Here is a 17,228-nt window from a genome sequence, read left to right on the forward strand (position 1 = left end):
TTTCCGTCAGTAGTCGTCGTTTCCGATCCGTAACCTTGCGCAAGTCGGAACTCGTAAAAATCGCGAGCCGCAATTTTCGTAGCGGCGCAGCCGCGGCCTTTGGCTAGCCCGATGCCGAATCAAAACTGCATTCCGGTACCGAGACGGCCGACTCGTTCGGTCGGGCCGGGTGCCCGGGACGGTATGGCTCGACGGGTGCGGTGGGTTCAGCCGTGCTGCAGTGCGCGAATGAAGTCGACGCTCGTGCCGCCGGCTTGCGCCAGCCTCGCCCGACCGAGCGCCTTTGCCCAGGGCTGCGCGCCGCCGAAGGCGAGCAGACCGCGCTTCAGCCGCCGGGTGAATAGCGACAGATCATGCTCTGCCGTGATACCGATCGCGCCGAACGCGGCATGGCCTGCCGCGCATACGATCGACGCGCCGGCATCGATCACCGGCTTGGCCACGGCGACATCGAGAGCGGCCGGGCCGGGCAGAGGCCGGGCGAGGACGCCTTGTGCCGCGACGCTGGCCATCGCCACGCGCTCGGCCATCACGCTGATCTGCTGCTGGATCGCCTGGAACTTGCCGAGCGGGCGGCCGAATTGCTGGCGTTCATTGACATAGGCGATGCTCATGTCGAGCACGCCCGCCATCGCCCCCGCCATCGCCGCGACGGTCAGCGCGGCTGCCCAATACAGGAGACTATCCTCGGCTAGCTCGAAGCTGGCGATGGGGGCCGATCCGGTGTCGAGCGCGGCGGTGACGAAACCGAAGCCGTCTCGCCCCCCGGCCACTACCCGTCGCAGGGTTGCGCGGCCCGCCTGCTGCACCAGCGCCAGATCGGCGCCGCCACGGATCGGCGGCACGATCGACCGCGCACGGCCCTCCCGATCGAGCGGCCAGAGCAGCACCGGGCCGGCATCCTCCAGCCTGTGGCCTGCGCCTGCCGCGATCGCCCGCGCAGCCATCGTCTCGCCGAACGGGAGGGGCAGCAGATGCCGGCCCGCGGCGATCAGCAGCGGTGCCATTTCGGCAGGCGACAGCCCCGCGCCCCCATGTTCTTCGGAGACGAGCGCATCGACGAAGCCCGAATCGCGCAGCGCCGCCCAGATGGCGGGCGCGCCGTCCTCGTTCTCGGTACGGCGGACTGCCTCCGGGGGCGAGACATCGTCGAGAAGCCTCTGAAAGGGTTCGAGAAGGTCGTTGCTCATGTCGCTCACCGAAGGCCCAGGCCGCGCGCGATCATCCCGCGCAGGATTTCGCGCGTGCCGCCGCGCAATGAAAAGGCAGGATTGACCTGGGAGACGAAGGCCAGCGTGCGCAGCAGTTCCTCGTCCGGTGGTGCGGACGGGTCGGCGGCCAGCGCCTCGCCGATCTCGCGCGGAATATCCTGCTCCAGCTCGGTGCCGAGATCCTTGATCAGGGCTGCTTCGGTGGCGGGCGATTCGCCTGCCGCCAGCCGTGCCGTGACGGCGATCGACATGTCGCGCAGCACCGCCATGCGCGCCAGCAGCAGGCCGAGCCGTGCCTCATGCTCGGCCGCGTTGGGCAGATTGGCGAGATGGCGCACCCAGGCGTCGAGCAGCACGATGCTGGAATAGATGCGCTCCGGCCCGCTCCGCTCGAAGGCGAGCTCGGCATTGACCTGCGCCCAGCCTGCACCCTCGGTTCCGACCAGCGCGTCGGCCGGGAGCCGCACCTCGTCGAAGAACACCTCGTTGAAATGCGCATCGCCGGTGAGGTCGGCGATCGGGCGGATGTCGATGCCCGGCAGGCTGAGGTCGACGAGGAATTGTGAAAGCCCGGCCTGGCGGTCCTGCGGCCCGCCCGAGGTGCGCACGAGGGCGATCATGTAATGGGATTTGTGCGCGTAGGTGGTCCAGATCTTCTGGCCGGAGAGCAGCCAATCGTCGCCGTCGCGCACCGCCCGGGTGCGCACGCTCGCAAGGTCCGACCCGGCATTCGGCTCGCTCATGCCTATGCAGAAATACATCTCGCCCTTGCAGATGCGCGGCAGGAAATGCTCGCGCTGCGCTTCGGTGCCGTAATGGAGAATCAGCGGCGCCGACTGGCGGTCGGCAATCCAGTGCGCCGCCACCGGCGCGCCAGCCGCCAGCAGCTCCTCGACCAGCACGAAGCGGGTGAAGGCGTCCGCGCCGCCGCCGCCATGGTCGCGCGGCAAGGTGAGGCCGATCCAACCGCGCTCGCCGAGCGCCCGGCTGAACGCGGCGTCGAAGCCCGACCAGCTGCGCGCTCGCACATGGGCAGGCCGATCGGCCATCCAGGATCGCAGAAAGGCCTTCACCTCGCCGCGCAGCGCCTCGGCGCTGGAAGGGATATGCGATCGCACGAAGCTGTCGAGCAGGGTGGTCATTCCATCTCCTCTAGGCGATTCGCCGAGATAAGGGCGACTTAGCCGCTGCGGGTAGCCTCGCATGCTCCGCCGCTGAATCGCCATTAGCCCAGAGCGGCAAGCCTCTGTATTAAGCGAGCGATGTTCGAAAAGACGGCCCCGTTTCCGAACGGCCTCACGTTGACACGCGCCCTCGGTTGGCAACAGGCTTGCAATCAGGTCGCAGCCGATCCCGGCCCTGGCGCCTGAAAGACTGCGCGCGACGACGGGCGACGATGGATGTTGGAGCATGCTGGCAATTCCTGAAGACACTTCGGCGGAGGATGGCAACGGCAAGCCTGCCAAGGCAGGCATGGTCGCGCCGGTGCTCGCCATCCTGCGCCTGATCGCGGCAGCCGAGCAGCCGATGGGGGTCAATGCCATCGCGCGCGAGCTGGCGATCGCCCCCAGCAGCTGCTTCAAGATACTGAAGCAGCTGCAGACCGAGAATTTCGTCGAGTTCAACGAGCAGACCAAGGCCTATTCGATCGGCTATGGCGCCATCCAGCTGGCCCGGCGCGCGCTCGATCCGCTGCATGCCTTCCCGACGCTCCGGCCGCGCCTTGCCGAGATCGGCGAGAAATTCTCGGTGGCGATCGGCTTCTGGCGCCGCACCTCGCGCTCGCGCATCGTGCTCGCCGGCTTCGTCGAGGACAGCAGCCCGATGCGCATCCACATGTCGCTCGGGCAGCGCGTGCCGATGCTGGTCGGCGGCGTGGGGCGGGCCTTCGCCGCCAAGCTTGGCCTGAGCGAAGCGGAGCTGCGCGAGGAGTTCGCCTCGCTGCGCTGGCAGTCGCCGATCAGCTTCGAAGAATATGTGGCGCAGATCGAGGAGGCGCGCCGCCGCGGCTATGCCATCGATCGCAACAATTTCGCCTCCGGCGTGACGGTGGTCGCCTCGGTGCTCTGCGATGCGCGCAGCAGCGTCGGTTATGGCGTGTCGGCGATCATGTTCAGCGGACAGCATGATTCCGCCACAGAGACGGCGATCGGCGAGATGCTGACCAGCGCGACCGATTGGGCCGCGCCGCTGCTCGTGGCGTCGCCGCTGCTATGACCGTCTCGGCCCGGAACCACGCGCTGATCGAGGCGCTGCAGGCGAGTTGGGCCGATCCCGATCCCGAAAGCTTTGTGGCGCTGTTCACGCCGGACGGCATTTTCGAGGATATTCCCTACGCCATCCGCCTCGTCGGCCATGACGCGCTGCGTACCCATGCGCGGCGGATGAAGAAGCACAGCGTGGGCCTCAGCGTGGCGCTCGATCGCTATGATGCGACCGCATCGACGGGCGTCGCAGAATGGCGGCTGTCCCATGTCTATGCCGGGAATTTCGATGGTGTCGATTGCACCGGCCGGCCGGTCGCGATCCGCGGGCTGTCGATCTATTTCTTCTCCGGCGGGTTGATCACGCGGGCTGCGGATTATTGGAATTATATGGAGCTCGTCCGGACGATGGAGGTGATCCCGCGTGAGGTGCGCGGGATGCGGGTGCAGTAGGGTCCCTTCTCCGATCAGGGAGTGAAAATCACCCGTTCGTCCCGAGCGAAGCCCAGGCTTGCGACGGGGCAGTTCTCGACTGCGCTCCAACAGATCCCTCGACTTCGCTCGGGACGAACGGTGTAGGGTCGCTCTTGAACGACACTCCCCCAGGGACAAACCTCAGACTCCCCACGCCGCCAGCGCATCGCCCCGATCGCGCTCGATCGGCCGCGGCGCGGCCGGCGCCGTGCTCGGCGTCGCCGAGAAGCGTGGGGCGGGGGCGGGCAGGGTCACGCCGCCGACATCGACGAAGGTCCCGCGCGCGACATTGTGCGGATGCTTCGGCGCCTCGTCGAGCGACAGCACCGGCGCGAAGCAGATATCGGTGCCCTCCATGATCGCGCACCATTCGTCGCGCGTCTTGCGCGCGAAGGCTGCGCGCAGGATCTCCTTGCGCTCGGGCCAGCGCGTCTTGTCCATCTGCACGCCGGCGAGCTGATCCTCGGTGCCGGTCGCCTTCAGCAGCAGCGCATAGAATTGCGGCTCGATCGAGCCGATCGCGACGAAGCGGCCGTCGGCGCAGCGATAGGTGTCGTAGAAAGGGGCGCCGCCGTCGAGCAGGTTGGCGCTGCGCGCGTCCGCCCAGTCGCCCGCCGCGCGCATCCCGTAGAAGAGCGACATGAGATAGGAGGCGCAGTCGGTCATGCCGACATCGACCACCTGACCTTGCCCTGTCGTTCGCGCATGGACCAGCGCTGCGAGCAGCCCCGCGACCAGGAACATCGCGCCGCCGCCATAGTCTGCGGCGAGGTTCAGCGGCGGGATCGGCCGTTCCTCGGGGCCGATGGCGTGCAGCGCGCCGGTGAGCGCAAGATAGTTGATGTCGTGTCCGGCGGTGTGGGCATAGGGGCCGCTCTGGCCCCAGCCGGTCATGCGTCCGTAAACCAGCGCGGAATTGTGCGCGAGCACCGTCTCGGGTCCGAGGCCGAGCCGTTCCATCACGCCCGGCCGATTGCCTTCGAACAGCAGGTCGGCCTTCTCCGACAGCGCCAATGCGGTGGCGACATCGGCGGGGTCCTTGAGGTCGAGCTCGATTGCGCGGCGGCCGCGCGCATCGGACCGGGTCGCTGCCGCGTCGGGCGCGCCCGGCCGTTCGATCCGCAGAACCTGCGCACCAAGATCCGCGAAGAATGTGCCCGCGAAGGGGCCCGGCCCGAGACCCGCAAATTCCAGCACCTTGACGCCCGTCAGCGGGCCGCTGCGCTCGTTCATCCCGATATCCCCGTTTTTCCTGTTGATCATCGCCCGGTGAAGACGGGCTTGCGCTTCTCGCGGAAGGCGGCGAGTCCTTCGCGGAAATCGGCGCTGTCGCCGGCCTCCTTCTGCGCGCGCCGTTCCAGCGCCAATGCATCGGTCAGCGGCAGCTCCAGCGCCTCGCGCACGCCGCGGCGGATCAGCGCATAGGCGCGCGTCGGGCCGCCCGCGAGCTTGCGCGCAATCGCTTCCGCCCGGTCTGGCAGCGCTTCGTCATCGACCACCTCGTAGATCATGCCCCAGTCCTGCGCGGTCTCGGCAGGGATGCGCTCGGCGAGCAGCATCATCGCCTGAGCGCGGGCGCGACCGACGAGGCGCGGCAGGAGCCACAGGCTGCCCGCATCGGGAATCAGTCCGGCATTGGCGAAGGCCTGCAGGAAGAAGGCGGACCGCGCCGCAACGGTAATATCCGCGGCGAGCGCCAGCATGCAGCCCGCGCCGGCGACGGCGCCCTGCACGCCCGCGACGATCGGAACGGGCAGCGCGAACATGCGCTCGATCAGCGGATTGTAGAATGTCTCGAGCACGTCGCCGGCATCGAAGCCCGCGGCGCCGGCCGGCGATCCGCCGCTGCTGAGGTCCGCGCCGCTCGAAAAGCCGCGCCCCTCGCCGGTCAGCAGCAGCGCGCGTGCCTTGCCTTCGTCGCGGATCCGGTCGAGCGCGTCGATCACCTCGCCGAGCAGCACGCGGTTCAGCGCATTGAGCGCCTGTGGCCGCGCCAGGGTCAGCCGGGCCAGCCCGTCGTCCATTTCCAGCCTGATCGTCTCGTAGCCCATCGGGATCCTCTCGGTTTCGTCGCGGACGCTAAACCGAAGCGGGCCCGCCGGCTTGTCCGGGATCGGCAGAAAGGCTGTACCTCAGGCGCACTCCCCGAAGCGCGGGCGGCGTCATATCCATCAGGTGCAATTTTGCGATCAGCGGCAGACAAGGTGCTGTACCGGGCCGTGCTATCTCCGTGGTGAAGACGATGCCGCGCCGGTTCGCGCAGGGCATGCTGAGAAGGCGCCGCGATGACCAAATCCGTGACCACCCTCGACGACAAATATGTCCAGTCGGAGGGGCGGGTCTTTATCTCCTCGAATCAGGCGCTTGTCCGTCTGCCGCTCGATCAGGCGCGGCGGGATCGCGCCGCCGGACTCAAGACGGCCGGCTATATATCGGGCTATCGCGGCTCGCCGCTCGGCGTGTACGACGCGGCGCTGTGGGGCGCGCAAAAGCTGCTCGACGAGCATGAGGTGCGCTTCGTGCCCGGCCTCAACGAGGAACTGGCGGCGACCGCGATCCGCGGCACGCAAGAGCTCGCGTGGTTCGGAGCCTCCCAATATCAGGGCGTGTTCGGCCTGTGGTACGGCAAGGGCCTCGGCGTGGATCGCGCGATCGAGGGGCTGAAGCTCGGCAATCTCGAGGGGACGTCGGCGCTGGGCGGCTATCTTGCGGTGGCGGGCGACGATCATGGCGGCAAGTCTTCCGCCAGTGCCCACCAGTCCGAGCATACGCTAATCGCCGGTTTTCTGCCGGTGCTCTATCCGGCGAATACCCGGGAGATCCTCGAATACGGTCTCTACGGCTGGGCGATGTCGCGCTACACAGGCCTCTATATCGGCCTCAAATGCATCACCGACACGCTCGATCTCAGCGCTTCGGTCGAGCTGCCCGACGCCTATCGGCCGTTCGTGACGCCCGACTGGGCGCTGCCGCCCGAGGGGCTGAACCTGCGCCGCAACCTGCCGCCGCTCGTCCAGGAGGACTGGACGGTCAACAAGCGACTGCCCGCGGCGGCGGCCTGGGCGCGGGCCAATCCGATCGACCGGGTGGCGATCGACGGCGAGCGGCGCACGCTGGGTATCGTCGCGGCGGGCAAGGCCTATCTCGACGTGCGCCAGGCGCTGGCCGATCTCGGCCTCGACGAGGCGAAATGCCGAGCGCTCGGCATTCGCGTCTACAAGCCGGGCCTGATCTGGCCGATCGAGGGCGAGAGCGCGGCGCGTTTCGCCGAGGGTCATCGCGCGCTGCTGATGGTCGAGGAGAAGCGCCCCGTGCTGGAGGAGCAGTTCGCCAGCCTGCTCTACGGCATGGCGGCCGACCGTCGGCCCGCGCTCATCGGCAAGCGCGATCTTCAGGGCGAGATGTTGCTGCCGCAGACCGGCGAGCTCAATGCGGCGCAAGTGCGCAAGGCGATCCGAACCGCCCTCACCCAGATCGACCTCGCAGACGAGGAGGTGGAGCGCCGTTATGCCTGGTTCCACGATCTCGAAGGCCGCGCGCTCGCCGTCGGCGGCTCGCGTTACCGGCCGGCCTTCTACTGCTCGGGCTGCCCGCACAACACCAGCACCAAGATCCCCGACGGCAGCATCGCCATGGCGGCGGTCGGCTGTCAGGGGCTCGCCGCTTATGTGATGCCCGAACGGCGGACGATGCAGCCGGTGAGCATGGGCCATGACGGCATGCCGTGGACCTCGGTCGCGCCGCTGGTCGACCGCGAGCATATCTTCCAGAATATGGGCGACGGCACCTATTCCCACTCCGGCATCCTCTCGATCCGGGCGGCGGTGGCGTCCAAGGTCAACATGACCTTCAAGATCCTCTACAATGACGCGGTGGCGATGACCGGCGGCCAGCCGGTCGAGATGCAGATGAGCCCGGTGGACATGGTCAACCAGCTCGTCGCCGAGAATGTGAAGCCGGTGTTGTTCGTCTCCGACCAGCCCGAGAAGTGGAGGGATCTCGTGCCCGGCGGCGTCGAGGTGCATCATCGCGACGAGATGGATGCGCTCCAACGCCGTCTGCGCGAGCTGCCCGGCGTCTCCGCGATCGTCTATGAGCAGACCTGCGCGACCGAGAAGCGCCGCCGCCGCAAGCGCGGCGCCTTTCCCGATCCGGACAAGCGGGTGTTCATCAACCCGGCGGTCTGCGAGGGTTGCGGCGACTGCTCGGTCCAGTCCAACTGCGTCTCGATCCAGCCGCTGGAGACCGAGTTCGGGCGTAAGCGCCAGATCGACCAATCGACCTGCAACAAGGATTATAGCTGCGTCAAAGGGTTCTGCCCGTCCTTCGTGACTGTCACCGGCGCGAAGATCGCCACTCACACGGCGGGCGATCCGGCGCTGATCGACGCGCTGATCGCGGCCTTGCCGGACGCCGGGACCCTGCCGATCGGTGAAGAGGGGCATAATCTGCTCGTCGCCGGCATCGGCGGCACGGGCGTGCTGACCGTCGGCGCGCTGCTCGGCATGGCCGCGCATCTCGAGGGCAAGGGCTGCACCGTGCTCGACCTCACCGGCATGGCGCAGAAGGGCGGGGCGGTGACCAGCCACATCCGCACCGGGCCAACGCCCGATACGATCTACACCTCGCGGCTGGGCGTCGCGACGTCGGACCTCATCCTCGCCTGCGACATGATCGTCGGCAGCGGCGCCGAGGTATTGCGAACGGTGAAGCCGGGGGCGACCGCGGCGGTGGTCAACAGCGACGTGACGCCGACTGGCGAGTTCCAGACCAACCGCAAGCTCGATCTTGGCGGCGAGGCGCTGGAAGCGACGATCCGCGAGGCATTAGGGAACGGCGCGTTCCTGCCCTTCCACGCCACGCGCCTCGCGACCGATCTGACCGGCGACAGCATCGCCACCAATATCCTGATGCTGGGCTATGCCGCGCAGAAGGGGCTGTTGCCGGTCTCGACCGCGTCGATCGAGGAGGCGATCCGGCTGAACGGCAGCTTCGTGAAGGGCAATCTGCGCACCTTCGCGCTAGGCCGTGTCGCTGCACACGCGCCCGATGCGCTCGCCCGGCTGCTCGCCGGCAAGCCCGAGGCGGCGCCGCTCGACACGCTCGATGCGCTGCTCGACAGCCGGGTGCGGCTGCTGACCAACTATCAGAATGCGGCCTATGCCGATCGCTATCTCGGCTTCGTGCGCGAGGTGGAGCAGACGATCGCGGCGAAGCGGCTCGACGGCGGCGAGCTGCTGGTGCGCGAGGTGGCGCTGACGCTTGCCCGGCTGATGGCCTATAAGGACGAATATGAGGTGGCGCGCCTCCATGCCGATCCCGAATTCATGGAACGGCTGCGCACGCAGTTCAGCGGCGATTTCAAGATCCGCTTCCACCTCGCGCCACCGATGCTGCCTGGCCGCGATGCGACAGGACGACCGAAGAAGCGCGAGTTCGGCGCCTGGATGCTGCCCGTGTTCCGCATATTGCAGCGTTTCAAAGGGCTGCGCGGCACGCCGTTCGATCCGTTCGGCCACACTGCCGAGCGGCGCATGGAACGGCGACTGATCGAGGACTATCGCGCGATGATCCGCGACGTGGTGGCGCGGGTCGAGCAAGGTAATCTTGCGGCGGCGATCGAGCTGGCCGGCGCGGCCTATGACGTGCGCGGCTATGGGCCGGTCAAGGACGCGTCGGTCGAGGAATATGAGCTGCAGCGCCGCGCGTTGCTGGCGGCGTTCGAGGTGCCCTCTGATTTGCGGGAGTCGGTGGGGGTCTCGTAATTCTCCACCGTTCGTCCCGAGCGAAGTCGAGGGAACCCCTTCGAGCTTAGTCGAGAATTCCACCGTTGCAGGCCTCGACTTCGCTCGGCCTAGCCCCTCGACTTCGCTCGGGATGAACGGATTGTGATCGTCGCGAAAAGGCCGAAAGCTCTCAAAACGCGTCATCCCAGCGAAAGCTGGGGTCACTCTCCACCGCGAACCGCATGCGATTTGAGAGCGATGCCAGCTTGCGCTGGCATGACGTGGGTTTTTGCAAATCCCCTGAAGGGGAGGGGCTTATAGCGTCACGCATCCACCCACCGCACCGCATCCGCGATCGAGGCCCGGCGTGAGCGGAAGCCGTTCGCCGGGTGGGTGTCGTCGGCGAAGCCGAACGAGGCGCCGAGTACGATCATGCGGTTCGCGGGGATGCCGAAATGCTCGCGCATCAGCGGCGCATAGGTGGCGAGCGCGGCCTGGGGGATCATGCCGAGGCCGAGGCTCTGCGCGGCGAGCAGGATGCTGCCCACATAGAGGCCGGAATCGATCGCGCCATAGGCGCCGAGGTCGCGCTCCGATGTCACGATCAGGGCATGCGGCGCGCCGAACAGGCGGAAATTCTCGAGCGCCTGCTTCCCCGATGCGACGCGGTCACCATATTGCACGCCTACGCTCTCATAGAGCTGCCAGCCTACCTCGCGCTGACGTTCCTTGTAGATGCCGCGATAGGCCTCGGGAAAGGGGAAGTCGGGCTCCATCGCCGGAAAGCCCTGCGCTGCGGTGTCGGCCTGCGCGCGCGCGAACAGCTTGGTGCGGAAGCGCTCGGTGCCCTCGCCCTCGGTGACGATCACCTGCCAGGGCTGCGAATTGCACCATGAGGCCGACATCTGCGCGATCTCGAGCATCCGCTCGATCACCGTGCGCGGCACCGGATCGGGGCGGAAGCCGCGGCAGCTGTACCGCTCCGCCAGCAGACGCGAGAGCATGACCGACTCCTCCGGCCAGTCGCCATCGTCCAATGTCCTGCGCTCCTGCTGTGCCAAGTCCGTCGCCCTCCAAATCTGTCGCTGCCATGCAACGATAGTGTCGCCTGCCGCGCGGTGAAGCCGGTTGCGCGGAGAAGCATGATCGATTGCCGCGCCCGCGCTGCCCGATCGCGCATCGCCGCTTATGCTCGCGCAAAAGGACGGGAGAGGCACCGCATGGCGAGGACAGGAAGGACGGATCCGGACGGCACGGCGCGGCTGACGTCCGTCGCGGGCTGCTTCCTCGCCCAGAATTTCGTCATGGGCACCGCTTATGGCTCGTTTGGGCCGCTGCTGACCACGATGCAGGCCGATCTCGGCATTGGCCGCGCCGTTGCCTCGATGGGGATGAGCGTCGTGACGCTCGCCCTCGCGCTCGTCGCGGCCGCGGCGGGCGGGGTGATGCAGCGCTTCCGTACCCGCGACGTGATGATCGTCGGCGTGGCGGTGAGTGCCATTGCCTATCTCGGCCTCGCCCTGACCCCGAGCTTCGTCGTCGCGCTGGTCTCCTATGCACTGGTTGGAATCGGGATTGCACTGGGGGCGATCCTTGCGCCGCTCGCGTTGACGACGCGCTGGGTCAGCGACGGTCGGGGCAAGGCACTGGCGATCGTCAACCTGCCGGTGGTGCTGTTCACCTGTCCCTTCGTCATCGGCGAGGTGCTGCCGGAGATCGGCCGGCGGGCGGTGCTGCTTGCGCTGAGCGCCGCCTTGCTCATGCTGATTCCCGTGTTGCTTGCACTCGTCCGCGAACGGCCGAGCGGGGAGAGCGGCTTTGGAGGGCAGGGTGCGGCGGGAACGCCGGCCGAACCGGTGCCTGCCGGCGCGATCGTCGCCAACTCCGGCTTCTGGTTCGTTTCGCTTGGCATCGGTCTGATGGCGGGCTGCGGCATTATATTCGTCGTCCATATCGTGCCGTTCGGCACCAGCGCGGGGCTGTCGCTCGGCAGCGCGACGGCGCTGCTTTCCATCTATGCGGGCGCGGGCCTGCTCGGCACGCCGTTGTTCGGCTGGTTGGCGGACCGGCTGGGGCCGCCGATTGCCTTGATCCTGAGCGGGGGCGTGCAGGCGCTGGGCTGGGCACTGCTGCTGGTGGTCAAGGGGCCTGCGCTGCTGCTGGTCGCGGCTACACTCGGCGTCTGCTGTACGCCGCTCGTCACGCTCCACGGAGCGGCGCTGACCGCGCTGTTCGGTCATGCGACGGTCGCGCGCGCCATGGGGTACAGCTATCTCTGCAAGTTGCCCTTCATCTTCGGCTTCGGCCCAATGGCGGGAGCGATGTTCGATGCGACGGGCGATTATCGTATGCCGTTCCTGCTTTGCTCAGCGTTGATGGCATGCGCAACGCTCTGCTTCCTCGCGCTGTCGGTCGTCTCCCGCCAGCCCGGGGATGCGCGGACGGCGACGGCCTGACGCGGGGATCGGATAGAAGGAAGGGTGATGGACGAGATTGGGAGGAAGGTCGTCGCGGCGGCGCACGGCGTGCTGAAGCGGCTGGTGGAATCGGGGACGCTGCACGACGATCATGTCACCGAGGTGCATATGGCGGTGACCGCGCTCGGCTATGAGCTCAACCGCAGCGGCTATGATCCGGTGAAGCTCGCGGAGGTGCGCGCAGACGAGGCCGCGCTCGTTCAAGCGCTGCGTCCAGTGATGGCGGCGTCCGGCGCCGTGCCGGCACGCACCTGGGCGGACGCCTGGCAAAGCGGCGTCGGCTCGCATCTCGCCGGATTGATCGAGACCGCGCCCGCATCGGTTGCCGACGACGTGGCGGTCGTGCAGCAGCTCCGCGACTTCCTGGTCGGCTATCACGAGCCGATGGACCCGGTGGTCGGCGCCGGCACGCGCAGCACCTATCAGGGCGGGCGCGGCGACAAGGCTGAGGCGGCCGAGGGCATCGTGATCTACATCACCGCGCCCGGGCTGCAATCCTATCTGCGCCGCCGCTTTCCCGACCGGTCGACTGAGGTGTTTTCGGTCGAGCGGCTGATGGGCGGCTATTCCAAGGAGACCTATATCGTCCGGCTGGACGAGGGGGACGGACCGAAGACGATCGTCATCCGCAAGGACGGCTATGGCCTGCCGACCGGATCGAGCGTCGCCAACGAGTTCGCCGTGCTGCAGGAAGTGCATGCGCTCGGCATGCCGGTGCCCGAGCCTTTGTGGCTGGAGACGGATACGGCGCCCTTCGCCACGGCGTTCATGGCGGTCGGCCATGTCTCTGGGAAGCCTGCGAACCAGGCGGTACTCGCCGATACGGCCGAGCGCGAGGCGTGGGCCGACGCTTTCGCCCATGCGCTGGCGCTGCTCCACCGCAGCACCGCACAGCCCGACGCCGACGTGCGCGATGTGCTGCGCGCCGAGATCGCGGATCTCAGGCGCCGCATGCGGGAGCGCGAGCGCGCGCCGCATCCCGGCCTCAGCCTCGGCCTCGCCTGGCTGGAGACGCATCTCGACGATCTCGCCGGCCGCCCCGCCTGCCGTGTGCATGGTGATTTCGGCTTCCACAACATGCTCATGGCCGGGCCCAAGCTGGTCGCGGTGCTCGACTGGGAGTTCAGCCACATCGGCGATCCGGTCGAGGACCTGGTCATGTTCCGGCCGTTCATGGAACAGATCGGCTGCTGGGACCGGTTCATCGGTACCTATGGGGCGGAGTGCGGCTTCAGTTTCGACGAAGGCGGCGCGCGTTATTTCGGGGTATGGACCGAGGTGCGCAACCTCGTCGCCTGCCTCGGCTCGCTCAATTCGCTGCTGATGCCGCAGGTGACCGACGTCGCCCTGTCGGTCGCCGGCACCATCTACATCCCCAAATATGAGATCGCCGTGCTCGACGCGATCATCGGAGGCTGAGACCAGGATGAGCGAGACGATCGAGTGGACCAAGAGCAGCCTGGATTTCGGCAAGACGACTGACCAGGACGATTTCTATCACGGGCGGAATCAGCCCGAGAAGCATTTCGAGATGACGGAGACCTGGTACTGGAACTTCTACGAGCCCGAAGCGAAACTGCACGGGTTCATCCACATCTGGACGCATCCCAATCTCAATCTCTGCACCGGCGGCCTCTTCGCCCATTTCGGGCACAAGCGCGAGCATCTCGCCGCCGAGCTGTTCGATTTCCGCAACTTCACGCCGGACACGATCTTCGACAAGGACGGCAATATCCGCCTCGATAACGGTCTTACCGTAACGTTCGAAGAACCGATGCGCCGGGCGCGGATCACATATGACAATGTCGATCGCGGCTTCAGCCTCGATATGGTGCAGACCGCGGTGCAGCCGCCGGTCGTGCGCGGCAACGACCGCCATTTCGAGCAAACGATGCGCGCCGTCGGCAAGGTGGTCTATGAGGGGCGCGACTATGCCTTTGACAATCTTGCGATCCGCGACCGCAGCTGGGGCGAGCGCCGGCCCGAGGGCGGCCATAAGATCCCGCCCTACACCTGGATGAACGGCGCCTTCTCGGAACAATTCTCCTTCTGCATCTCGGGCATGGACGATCCCGAACTCAAGCCGGACTGGGTCGGCCTCTACGATGTCCCGCGCGACAAGCTGATGAGCGACGCGTGGATCTACGATCATGGCACGATGCTGCGGCTGCATAGCCTGTCGAAGATCACCCATCGCGCCGAAGACGGGCTCCGGCCGCTGCGCAACATCATCGACTGCGTCGCGGACGATGGCCGCAGCTTCCGCTTCGAGGGCGAGGTGATCGCCAGCAATCCCTGGCATAGCTGGCAGAATGCGCTCTGCCATTGCGGGCTCACCCGCTGGACCTCGCCCCAATTTCCGGGCGTGACCGGCTGGGGCGAGACCCAGGAAGTACAGTGGAACGATTATGTCGCCCGGCGCTGCAAGCCGGTCGAGTGAAGGAGGGACTATGGCTTACGGGGGTGATGCAGGCGGCGAGGCCGTCGCGGGGCGAGGGCATAACGCGCCCTGCTCGAACCGGGATTTCGATTTCTTCTATCGCGGGCTGGAGGCAGAGCAGCTGCTGATCCAGAAATGCGGCGGTTGCGGTGCGTTGCGCAGCTTGCCGACGCCGGCCTGCGCCGAATGCCGTTCGTTCGATTGGCAAGCGGTGCCGGTATCGGGCGAAGGTCGGATCCACAGCTTCGTGATCCACCATTATCCACCGCTGCCTGGCTTCGAGACGCCGCATCCGATCGCGGTGGTCGACCTTGCGGAGGGCGTGCGCCTGGTCGCCGCGATGGACGGCACCGCGCCGGATGACTTGCAGGTCGGTGCGCCCGTCACCGCCGAATTCCTCCGCCGCGGCGACGTTGCCGCCTATCGTTTCCGCCTGAGCTGAAAGGCCGCCCATGGCAGATTTTGCAAACAAGACCGCCATTGCCGGCATCGGCGCGACCGAATTCTCGAAGAATTCGGGGCGGAGCGAATTGCGCCTCGCCGTCGAGGCGACGCTTACAGCACTCGCCGACGCCGGGATCGATCCGTCGGAGGTGGACGGCATGTCCTCCTTCACCATGGACAATAATTCGGAGCAGGAGATTTTCCGCGCGATCGGCGGGAGGGATCTTAAATTCTTCACCCGTATCCCGCAGGGTGGCGGCGGCACCTGCGGGCCTCTGCAGCAGGCGGCGATGGCGATCAGCACCGGTGTCGCCAATATCGTCGTCTGCTACCGGGCGATGAACGAACGCTCCGAATATCGCTTCGGCACGCCGATGTCGGGGCTGCCGCCGACCAGCGACAATGTCGTCTTCGCCTATCATGGCTTTGCCGGGCTGATGACGCCTGCCGCGATGATCGGCATGATGATGCGCCGTTACATGCACGAGACCGGGGCCACCAGCCGCGACTTCGCCAACTATTCGGTGGTGGCGCGCAAGCATGCCGCGACCAATCCCAACGCCTTCTTCTACGGCAAGCCGATCACCGTCGAGGATCACCAGGCGTCGCGGATGATCGCCGATCCGCTGCGTCTGCTCGACTGCTGCCAGGAAAGCGACGGCGGTGTCGCGGTCGTCGTCGTCAGCGCCGAGCGGGCACGCGCGCTGCGGCAGAAGCCGGTGCTGATCCGCGCGGCCGCGCAGGGCTCCCCCGCGGGCACGCTCGGCCTCGCGAGCTTCTATCGCGCGGATATTTCTCCGCGTGACGAATGCGCGGCTGCCGCAAGACAGCTCTACGAGACCGCGCGGATGACACCGAAGGATATCCAGGTCGCGATCCTCTACGATCATTTCGGACCGACCGTGCTCACCTCGCTCGAAGGCTATGGCTTCTGTGCGCGGGGCGAGGCGAAGGACTTCATCAAGGGCGGAAATATCGAAGTGGACGGCACGCTGCCGGTCAACACCCATGGGGGGCAGCTCGGCGAGGCCTATATCCACGGCATGAACGGTGTAGCCGAGGCGGTGCGGCAGCTGCGCGGACAGGCGGTCAACCAGGTCGCCGGCGTGCATAATGTGCTGGTTTCGGCGGGGAGCGGAGTGCCGACCAGCGCGGCGATATTGGGGATCGACGGGTAGCGCGCAGGCGTTTTCCCTCCGTTATCCCGACGAAAGTCGGGATAACGGATGAAATCGCAACCCTTGCCCCGTTCGCGCTGAGCTTGTCGAAGCACTCTCCCTCTTTCTGTTTACCTCGGAATCAAGGACGAAGGGAGGGCCTCGACAGGCTCGGCCCAAACGGGTGGGCTCTGTTCCTCACTTCCCCTGAAAGCGCGGCGGTCTTTTCTCCGTGAATGCCGCCGTCGCTTCCTTATAGTCGTCGGTCAGCGACGCGAGCATCTGCGTCCGATTCTCCATCTCGACCGCTGCCGCATAGGGCGCGTCGAGATTGTCCCACATAAGCCGCTTGGTATGAGCGATCGAGAAGGGGCTATTCGCCATTACGTCCGCGGCGAAGGCGATTGCCGCATCGACCGCGGCGCCATCCTCGACCAGCCGTGCGCACAACCCGATTCGTTCAGCCTCCTCGGCGCCGACCGGCCGGCCGGTCAGCATGATCTCGAAGGCGCGCGAGGCGCCGATCAGCCGCGGCAGGAAATAGCTCATCCCGCTCTCGCCCGCCGAGAGGCCGAGCCGCACCGAGGCGATCATGAAGCGCGCGGAACGGGCGGCGATGCGCACGTCGCTGGCGAGCGCGATGGCGAAGCCGGCGCCCGCGCAGGGCCCGTTCACTGCCGCGATCACCACCTGCGGCATGGCGCGCAGCCGCCGGCCCATGCCGGTGAACTGCTCCTGCCAGAACAGCCGTTCGACCACGCCGCTCGGCGCGACGCGGTTGCGCGCGTCGGCGGCGGCGACGTCCTGGCCCGAGCAGAAGCCGCGGCCCGATCCGGTGATGATCAGCACACGCACCGAAGCATCCTTGGCGATGGCGTCGATCGTCTCGTTGAACAGTGCCACGCTCTCGCGGGTGAAGGCGTTGAGCCGCGCCGGCGCGTTGAGCCGCAGCACGGTCACTCCCTCCGCGACGGTTTCGGTCAGGATGGGATCGTCTTCGCGCATGGCCACCTCCGCTGATCCTTGAAGCCATAGGCTCCGTCGCGTCGCTCGTCTTGCCCCGAGCCGGCGCACGCATTGGCTGTAGCGGCAGGA

14 protein-coding genes are annotated in these 17,228 nt (G+C 67.0%); 8 read left to right on the forward strand and 6 right to left on the reverse strand.

The features are described 5' to 3' along the window. Positions 1-206: 206 nt before the first annotated feature. Both GQY20_RS22215 and GQY20_RS22220 read right to left on the reverse strand, forming a co-directional pair. A complete protein-coding gene (locus GQY20_RS22215; RefSeq protein ID WP_157219353.1) occupies positions 207-1,190 on the reverse strand; it encodes an acyl-CoA dehydrogenase family protein in 984 nt (327 codons plus the stop codon). 5 nt (positions 1,191-1,195) lie between these two features. After that, the gene (locus GQY20_RS22220) at positions 1,196-2,353 is read right to left on the reverse strand and encodes an acyl-CoA dehydrogenase family protein (protein WP_157219354.1); all 1,158 of its coding nucleotides are present in this window, start codon (positions 2,351-2,353) and stop codon (positions 1,196-1,198) included. A 268-nt stretch (positions 2,354-2,621) separates the two neighbouring features. Between GQY20_RS22220 and GQY20_RS22225 the strand changes: the two genes are divergently transcribed. Both GQY20_RS22225 and GQY20_RS22230 read left to right on the forward strand, forming a co-directional pair. Next, the gene (locus GQY20_RS22225; RefSeq protein ID WP_157219355.1) at positions 2,622-3,428 is read left to right on the forward strand and encodes an IclR family transcriptional regulator; all 807 of its coding nucleotides are present in this window, start codon (positions 2,622-2,624) and stop codon (positions 3,426-3,428) included. Then, a complete protein-coding gene (locus GQY20_RS22230) occupies positions 3,425-3,868 on the forward strand; it encodes a nuclear transport factor 2 family protein (RefSeq protein WP_157219356.1) in 444 nt (147 codons plus the stop codon). The genes GQY20_RS22225 and GQY20_RS22230 overlap by 4 nt, the downstream gene beginning before the upstream one ends. 162 nt (positions 3,869-4,030) lie before the next feature. Here GQY20_RS22230 and GQY20_RS22235 read toward each other — a convergent pair whose 3' ends face one another. Then, a complete protein-coding gene (locus GQY20_RS22235) occupies positions 4,031-5,122 on the reverse strand; it encodes a CaiB/BaiF CoA transferase family protein (RefSeq protein ID WP_157219357.1) in 1,092 nt (363 codons plus the stop codon). A gap of 26 nt (positions 5,123-5,148) precedes the next feature. Beyond that, positions 5,149-5,940 carry an enoyl-CoA hydratase-related protein gene (locus GQY20_RS22240; protein WP_157219358.1) on the reverse strand — a complete coding sequence of 264 codons (792 nt, stop codon included), beginning with the start codon at positions 5,938-5,940 and terminating at the stop codon, positions 5,149-5,151. A 234-nt stretch (positions 5,941-6,174) separates the two neighbouring features. On the opposite strand from GQY20_RS22240, the gene GQY20_RS22245 reads away from it, so the two are divergent. After that, positions 6,175-9,654 carry an indolepyruvate ferredoxin oxidoreductase family protein gene (locus GQY20_RS22245; RefSeq protein ID WP_157219359.1) on the forward strand — a complete coding sequence of 1,160 codons (3,480 nt, stop codon included), beginning with the start codon at positions 6,175-6,177 and terminating at the stop codon, positions 9,652-9,654. A gap of 284 nt (positions 9,655-9,938) precedes the next feature. Here GQY20_RS22245 and GQY20_RS22250 read toward each other — a convergent pair whose 3' ends face one another. Continuing rightward, positions 9,939-10,676, reverse strand: coding sequence for a nitroreductase (locus tag GQY20_RS22250; RefSeq protein ID WP_232476195.1), 738 nt, complete (start codon positions 10,674-10,676; stop codon positions 9,939-9,941). A gap of 159 nt (positions 10,677-10,835) precedes the next feature. Here GQY20_RS22250 and GQY20_RS22255 point away from each other — a divergent pair, with 159 nt between their 5' ends. Genes GQY20_RS22255 through GQY20_RS22275 form a run of 5 tightly spaced genes read left to right on the forward strand, consistent with a single transcriptional unit; the run spans position 10,836 to position 16,154 of the window. Next, a complete protein-coding gene (locus GQY20_RS22255; RefSeq protein ID WP_157219360.1) occupies positions 10,836-12,071 on the forward strand; it encodes an MFS transporter in 1,236 nt (411 codons plus the stop codon). 27 nt (positions 12,072-12,098) lie between these two features. Further along, a complete protein-coding gene (locus GQY20_RS22260) occupies positions 12,099-13,511 on the forward strand; it encodes a phosphotransferase family protein (protein WP_157219361.1) in 1,413 nt (470 codons plus the stop codon). Positions 13,512-13,518: 7 nt separating this feature from the next. After that, complete coding sequence (locus tag GQY20_RS22265) at positions 13,519-14,532, forward strand: DUF7064 domain-containing protein (RefSeq protein ID WP_157219362.1); 1,014 nt, start codon at positions 13,519-13,521, stop codon at positions 14,530-14,532. A 10-nt stretch (positions 14,533-14,542) separates the two neighbouring features. Next, a complete protein-coding gene (locus GQY20_RS22270; RefSeq protein ID WP_198351123.1) occupies positions 14,543-14,974 on the forward strand; it encodes a Zn-ribbon domain-containing OB-fold protein in 432 nt (143 codons plus the stop codon). 10 nt (positions 14,975-14,984) lie between these two features. Next, a complete protein-coding gene (locus tag GQY20_RS22275) occupies positions 14,985-16,154 on the forward strand; it encodes a lipid-transfer protein (RefSeq protein WP_157219364.1) in 1,170 nt (389 codons plus the stop codon). A gap of 177 nt (positions 16,155-16,331) precedes the next feature. Here the strand turns inward: GQY20_RS22275 and GQY20_RS22280 are convergent, their stop codons facing one another. Further along, positions 16,332-17,138 carry an enoyl-CoA hydratase/isomerase family protein gene (locus GQY20_RS22280; RefSeq protein ID WP_157219365.1) on the reverse strand — a complete coding sequence of 269 codons (807 nt, stop codon included), beginning with the start codon at positions 17,136-17,138 and terminating at the stop codon, positions 16,332-16,334. Positions 17,139-17,228: the final 90 nt, after the last annotated feature.

It is taken from the genome of Flavisphingomonas formosensis, from assembly GCF_009755815.1.
GTDB classification, from domain to species: Bacteria; Pseudomonadota; Alphaproteobacteria; order Sphingomonadales; family Sphingomonadaceae; genus Flavisphingomonas; species Flavisphingomonas formosensis.

Bases quoted from the DNA above. Each gene is read 5' to 3' on its own strand.
- GQY20_RS22255 (WP_157219360.1), top strand. From the start codon at position 10,836: ATGGCGAGGACAGGAAGGACGGATCCGGACGGCACGGCGCGGCTGACG.
- GQY20_RS22275 (WP_157219364.1), top strand. From the start codon at position 14,985: ATGGCAGATTTTGCAAACAAGACCGCCATTGCCGGCATCGGCGCGACC.
- GQY20_RS22220 (WP_157219354.1), bottom strand. From the start codon at position 2,353: ATGACCACCCTGCTCGACAGCTTCGTGCGATCGCATATCCCTTCCAGC.
- GQY20_RS22265 (WP_157219362.1), top strand. From the start codon at position 13,519: ATGAGCGAGACGATCGAGTGGACCAAGAGCAGCCTGGATTTCGGCAAG.
- GQY20_RS22240 (WP_157219358.1), bottom strand. From the start codon at position 5,940: ATGGGCTACGAGACGATCAGGCTGGAAATGGACGACGGGCTGGCCCGG.
- GQY20_RS22270 (WP_198351123.1), top strand. From the start codon at position 14,543: ATGGCTTACGGGGGTGATGCAGGCGGCGAGGCCGTCGCGGGGCGAGGG.
- GQY20_RS22215 (WP_157219353.1), bottom strand. From the start codon at position 1,190: ATGAGCAACGACCTTCTCGAACCCTTTCAGAGGCTTCTCGACGATGTC.
- GQY20_RS22225 (WP_157219355.1), top strand. From the start codon at position 2,622: ATGCTGGCAATTCCTGAAGACACTTCGGCGGAGGATGGCAACGGCAAG.
- GQY20_RS22230 (WP_157219356.1), top strand. From the start codon at position 3,425: ATGACCGTCTCGGCCCGGAACCACGCGCTGATCGAGGCGCTGCAGGCG.
- GQY20_RS22260 (WP_157219361.1), top strand. From the start codon at position 12,099: ATGGACGAGATTGGGAGGAAGGTCGTCGCGGCGGCGCACGGCGTGCTG.
- GQY20_RS22245 (WP_157219359.1), top strand. From the start codon at position 6,175: ATGACCAAATCCGTGACCACCCTCGACGACAAATATGTCCAGTCGGAG.
- GQY20_RS22235 (WP_157219357.1), bottom strand. From the start codon at position 5,122: ATGAACGAGCGCAGCGGCCCGCTGACGGGCGTCAAGGTGCTGGAATTT.
- GQY20_RS22280 (WP_157219365.1), bottom strand. From the start codon at position 17,138: ATGCGCGAAGACGATCCCATCCTGACCGAAACCGTCGCGGAGGGAGTG.